This is a genomic window from Thioclava sp. UBA3469, from assembly GCF_002378135.1.
Classification (GTDB): Bacteria; Pseudomonadota; Alphaproteobacteria; order Rhodobacterales; family Rhodobacteraceae; genus Thioclava; species Thioclava sediminum.
The window spans coordinates 1-5,414 of sequence record NZ_DFRG01000101.1; the positions used below are offsets into that span (position 1 = coordinate 1).

Sequence of the window (5,414 nt, forward strand, 5' to 3'; positions counted from 1 at the left end):
CCGAACGCAAGGCCGCGCTTGCCCGTCACATCTGGCGCCCCAAACGCTTCCAGCATCTGCTTGCGCGCTATTCGGGGCAGGTCGAGGTGCCGAAAGCCCGCGCCGATCTGCTGACCGGCCAGCGCTCCGGCGCGCCGTGGATCGGGCTGCGCTCGCGCGAGGAGATGGAGGCGCGGATCGCCACGCTGGCCGCCGATGCCGCCGCCGCGCCGATCCCGACCGATGCGGTCGCCGCGATGGGCAAGCTTGCAGAATTGCGCTGTGCCGCCGATCAGGCACCTGCCGCCCTGCGCGCGCTGAACATCGCTGCCATCGAACCCGCCATCGCGCGGCTCGAAAAGCGCCTCGACGCGCTCGCCACGCGGGGCATTGACCTCGCCGCGATCACCTTCGACGCGAGCCACGGGCGCTCGACGATGGAATATTACGACGGCTTCGTCTTCACCTTCACCGCAGCCGATCCGGCACTACCGCCGGTCGCGAGCGGCGGGCGCTACGACGCGCTGACCCGGCAACTGGGGCAGGGGCGCGAAATCCCCGCCGTGGGCGGCGTGATCCGTGCAGGGTTGATGGCCGATCTGGAGGCGCAAGCATGAGCGAGGCCATGATCAAACTCGGTGTGCCCTCCAAGGGGCGTCTGATGGAGAAGACCTTCGACTGGTTTGCGCAAGCGGGTATCACGCTCAAGCGCACCGGGTCGGAGCGCGAATATGCGGGCGCGGTCGAAGGGGCCGAGGGCGTGCAGCTCGTGCTGCTCTCAGCCGGAGAAATCCCGCGCGAACTGGCGGCGGGGCGTATCCATCTGGGCGTCACCGGTTCCGATCTCGTGCGTGAGAAGCTCGCCGACTGGGAAAGTCAGGTCGCCGATCTCGCGCCGATGGGCTTCGGCCATGCCGACCTGATCATCGCGGTGCCGGCCTGCTGGTCGGACGTGGACAGCCTCGAAGACCTCGACGCCGCCGCCCACCGCTTCCGCGCCACCCACGGCTTCCGCCTGCGGATCGCCACGAAATACCACCGCCTCGTGCGCGAATTCCTGACCCGCGAGGGCGTGGCGGATTGGCAGCTCGTCGACAGCCAAGGCGCGACCGAGGGCACGATCGCCAACCTCACCGCCGAGGCCGTGGCCGACATCACCTCGAGCGGCGAGACGCTGCGCGCGAACCACCTCAAGATCCTCTCGGACGGTCTGATCCACCAGTCTCAGGCGACGCTGTTTGCCTCGCGCGCTGCCGATTGGTCGGGGCAGGAAAGCCGCCTCGCGGGTCTCGCTCAGCAGCTCGGACTACCCGCGCCAACGCTCTGATCTTCCTCTTGGTCGAAATATCCCACGGGGGTCCGGGAGTGTGAACCCCCCGGCCTGCGCCGCTCAATAGCCGCGCGACCGGTCCACGAGATACAGGAACGGCTCGCCTGCCTCGCCCCGCCGGATATTCTCGGCAATCACCTCGGAGGCGGTCTCTGCCCGGCTCTCGGCGGCGATATGGGGCGTCACCGTCACGTGGGGATGCGCCCAATAGGGGTGCTCGGGGGGCAGGGGCTCGACGCGGAACACGTCGAGCGTCGCATGACCGATCTGGCCGCGATCGAGCGCCGTCAGCAGCGCGTCATCGTCGATCAGCGTGCCGCGGCCCGGATTGATGAGCCGCGCGCCTTTCGGCATCTGCGTCAGCGTGCCCGCGTTCAGAAGGTTGGTGGTCTCGGGCGTGTCGGGCAGGATCGAGACGAGAATCTCCGCTTTCGACAGCGCCTCCGCCAGACCGTCATCGCCGCTCAGGCAGGTGATCCCGGGGATGTCTTTCGGCGACCGGCTCCAGCCGGTGACTTTGAAGCCCAGACCCGCGAGCGCCTCGGCGCAGGCCTTTCCCAAAGCGCCCAGTCCCAGCATCACCACCGAGCGGTCGCGCGCCAGGGGCGGGACGCCCCCGTCATGGCGCCAGACACCGTCCTGCTGGGTCAGCGTCGCGTCGATCCCGAGGTGATAGCGCAGCACATGGCCGGTCACGTAATCGACCATGCCGCGTTCCAGTCCCGCATCCACCATCCGGCACAGCGGCTGGGTCAGGGTCTCGTTGCCGACCACGCGCTCCACCCCGGCCCAGAGATTCAGCACGGCCTTCACGCCGGTGAGGGCGGTGAAATCCTGTACCGGTCCCTGCGGAGAATAGACGACATAGTCGACCTGCGCGGGGTCGATCTCGTCCGGCTGGACGATCTGCGCCTCGACGCCAGTGGCCGCGATGGCCTCGGTCAGCGGGCGTTCGTAACGCGCCCAGTTCTCGGGCTTGTCGGCGAAAAGGACGCGGATCATCTTTGCCTCGGTCTATGGACATGGGCGCTTTGCACCAGCCCGAAGGCCGCGAGCAGGATCATCATGGCGGTGCCCCCGTAACTCACCAGTGGCAAGGGGACGCCCACGACAGGCATCAGCCCCATCACCATCGCCATGTTGATCGCGAAGAAGAAGAAGAACGTCCCGGCGACCCCGAAACTGAGCAGCGAGGCGAAGCGGTCCTTCGTTGCCATCGCGGTATAAAGCGCAAAGCCGATGATGCCGGTGTAAAGCATCAGGAGGGAGAAGGCGCCGACGAAGCCGAACTCCTCGGCGAGCGTGGTGAAGATGAAGTCCGTGTGCTTCTCGGGCAGGAAGTTCAGCCGCGATTGCGTGCCCTGCATGAAGCCGCGCCCCGACCAGCCGCCCGAGCCGAGCGCGATCTGCGCCTGCATGATGTTGTAGCCCGCACCAAGCGGGTCGGAGCCCGGATCGAGGAACGTGTCGATCCGCTTGTACTGATAGTCGTGCAGCAGCTGATAGTCCGTGCCGCGGCTTTCCATCACGCCGAAGACCAGCCCGACGACAAGCGCGATCACGGTGCCGAAATACCAAAATGACACCCCGGCTGCGAACATCACGAAGGCCCCGCCCAGCACCAGCATCACGGCGGTGCCGAGGTCGGGCTGGGCCAGCACGAGGAAGGTCGGCGCGAGAATGATCACCGCCGGGATGAACACCCAAAGCGGGCGCGAGACCTTCTCGACGGGCAGCCAGTCGTAATAGGCGGCCAGCAGCATCACGAGGGTGATCTTCATCAGCTCGGAGGGCTGGATACGCAGTGGGCCGATCTCGAGCCAGCGCTGCGCGCCCATGCCGATCGCGCCGAAGAACTCCACCGCCACCAGCAGCAGAAGCGCCACGAAATAGGCCAGCGCCGAGACATTGCGCCAGAACCAGACCGGGATGAAGGCCACGGTGAACATCGCGATCATTCCGAGCGCGAAACGTTTCATCTGCGGTTCGGCCCAGGTGTGGATATTGCCGCCCGCGACCGAGTAGAGCATCAGAAAGCCCGCGCAGGCGACCGCCGTCAGCAGGATCACCAGCGGCCAGTTCAGATAGAAAATCTTGCGCCATCCCGTCGGGACGGTTTTGAGATTGCTCTCGAGATAGCTCATGCGCGCGACCTCGATTGCGGCTTCTGCACGGTGTCGGGGTCGACCAGATCGAGCGTTTCGTTCAGCTCCTTGGCCTTCGCGCGGGCGAAGGACGGGTACGCATCGTCCGGGGGCAGGCCGCCCGCCAGCGCGAACAGCAACACGTCGCGCGCGATCGGGGCGGCGGCCGTCGAGCCGCCCGAGCCGTGTTCGACCACGACCGAGACCGCGTAGCGCGGATTGTCGATCGGGGCGAAGGCCACGAAGAGCGCGTGGTCGCGGCGGTTCCAGGGAAGCTGCTCGTTGCGGATCACGCCGCGGGCACGCTCGGCCTTGGTGATGTTGCGGACCTGGGAGGTGCCGGTCTTGCCCGCCATCTTCCATTCCTTCATCGCGATGCGCGAGCCGCGCGCGGTGCCGCGCGAGGAGTTGACCACCGCGGTCATCCCCTTGCGCACGCTATCGAGATAGACCTTCTCGACGCCCAGATCATCGGTGACGCGGATCGGTTGCTCGACCCCGTCACGGGCGCGGATCAGACGCGGCTCGACCTTCTTCCCGCTGGCGATGCGCGCCGCCATGATCGCGAGATGCATCGGCGAGGCCAGCACATAGCCCTGACCGATGGCCGCGTTCGCGGTGTCGCCGATCAGCCAGTCCTTGCCGTAGCGCTCCCGCTTCCACTCCTTGGTGGGGGCCACGCCCTCCTTCACCGCCGACATCGGCAGGTCGGGCCGGACGCCCACGCCCAGACGCTTGGCCATGTCGCTCATCTTGTCGATGCCAACGCGCTGCGACAGCTCGTAATAATAGACGTCGCAGGACTGCTCCATGCTCTTGGTCATGTTCACATGGCCGTGCCCCGCGCCCTTCCAGCAGTGGAAGCGGCGGCCCGCGATCTCGACATAGCCGGGGCACCAGATGGTTTCCTCGGGCGTCACCAGCCCCGCCTCCAGCGCGGCGAGCGCGGTGACCATCTTGTAGGTCGAGCCCGGCGGGTAGAGGCCCTGCACGGTCTTGTCGGCGAGAGGGCGGTGATCGTCCTGCGTGAGGCGCTGATAATCGGCGACCGAAATCCCGCGCACGAAAAGGTTGGGGTCGAAGCTCGGTGCGGAGGCGCAGGCGAGCACGTCGCCATTGGTCACATCCATCACCACGGTCGCTGCGGATTCCTCCTCCAACCGCTGCAGCGCATAGTTCTGCAGACGATAATCGAGCGTCAGCTGAAGGTTCTCGCCGGGCTGGCCGGGTTCGCGCGACAGCTCGCGCATCTCGCGCCCGGCGGAGTTCACCTCGACGCGCCGCTGCCCGGCCGCGCCGCGCAGCACGCTTTCCTCTTTGGCCTCGATCCCGGTTTTGCCCAGCTGGAATTTCGGGATCAGCAGAAGCGGGTCGGGGTCTTCCATCTTGCTCAGATCGTAATCCGAGACCGGGCCGACATAGCCGATCACATGGCCGAAATCCTCGCGGCGGGGATAGAGGCGCGACAGGCCGACATCGGGGCTGACGCCGGGCAGCGAGGGGCCGTTCACCGCGACGCGCGAGAACTCGTCCCATGTCAGGCGGTCGGCCACGGTGACCGGCGTCGTGGGCGGACGGCGGCGGATGTCGTGCAGGATGTCTTTCGTATCGCCATCGGTAATCGGGATCAGACGGCGCAAAGCGGCCAGCGTCGCATCGACGTCGTCGGTATCCTCGCGGGTGATCGTGACACGGTAATTCTGCTCGTTGCCCGCAAGCATGACCCCGTTGCGATCGAAGATCAGACCGCGCGCCGGCGGGATCAGCCGGATTTTCACCGAGTTGCCCTCGGCCAGCAGCCGGTATTGCTTGGCGTCTTCGAGCTGCATCTTGCGCATCCGCGCTGCCAGCACGGCCACGACCGCCGCCTGCGCGCCACCCAAGAGCAAGCCGCGTCGCGTTATGCGGCGGGTGCTGACTTCGGTCTCTTTCGGGGATCGTCTCATTCTGGGCCCCCTCAC

At 66.8% G+C, this 5,414-nt stretch carries 5 protein-coding genes; 2 read left to right on the forward strand and 3 right to left on the reverse strand.

Going from position 1 to position 5,414, the window contains the following annotated elements; translation table 11 throughout:
- Positions 1–596, forward strand: a 596-nt coding sequence (locus B3D39_RS08495; RefSeq protein ID WP_274963856.1) for an ATP phosphoribosyltransferase regulatory subunit, incomplete at its 5' end; no start/stop codon positions are given.
- Positions 593–1,306 carry an ATP phosphoribosyltransferase gene (hisG, locus tag B3D39_RS08500; protein WP_244176591.1) on the forward strand — a complete coding sequence of 238 codons (714 nt, stop codon included), beginning with the start codon at positions 593–595 and terminating at the stop codon, positions 1,304–1,306. The genes B3D39_RS08495 and hisG, both read left to right, overlap by 4 nt.
- Positions 1,307–1,369: 63 nt before the next feature.
- On the opposite strand, the gene B3D39_RS08505 is transcribed toward hisG, so the two are convergent.
- Genes B3D39_RS08505 through mrdA form a run of 3 tightly spaced genes read right to left on the reverse strand, consistent with a single transcriptional unit; the run spans position 1,370 to position 5,399 of the window.
- Positions 1,370–2,311, reverse strand: coding sequence for a 2-hydroxyacid dehydrogenase (locus tag B3D39_RS08505; protein WP_274963855.1), 942 nt, complete (start codon positions 2,309–2,311; stop codon positions 1,370–1,372).
- Positions 2,308–3,453 carry a rod shape-determining protein RodA gene (gene rodA / locus B3D39_RS08510; protein WP_078570035.1) on the reverse strand — a complete coding sequence of 382 codons (1,146 nt, stop codon included), beginning with the start codon at positions 3,451–3,453 and terminating at the stop codon, positions 2,308–2,310. Before rodA ends, B3D39_RS08505 begins: the two co-directional genes overlap by 4 nt.
- On the reverse strand, positions 3,450–5,399 hold the full coding sequence (gene mrdA / locus B3D39_RS08515) for a penicillin-binding protein 2 (RefSeq protein WP_078570036.1): 1,950 nt from the start codon (positions 5,397–5,399) through the stop codon (positions 3,450–3,452). The genes rodA and mrdA overlap by 4 nt, the downstream gene beginning before the upstream one ends.
- Between the last annotated feature and the right edge of the window lie 15 nt (positions 5,400–5,414).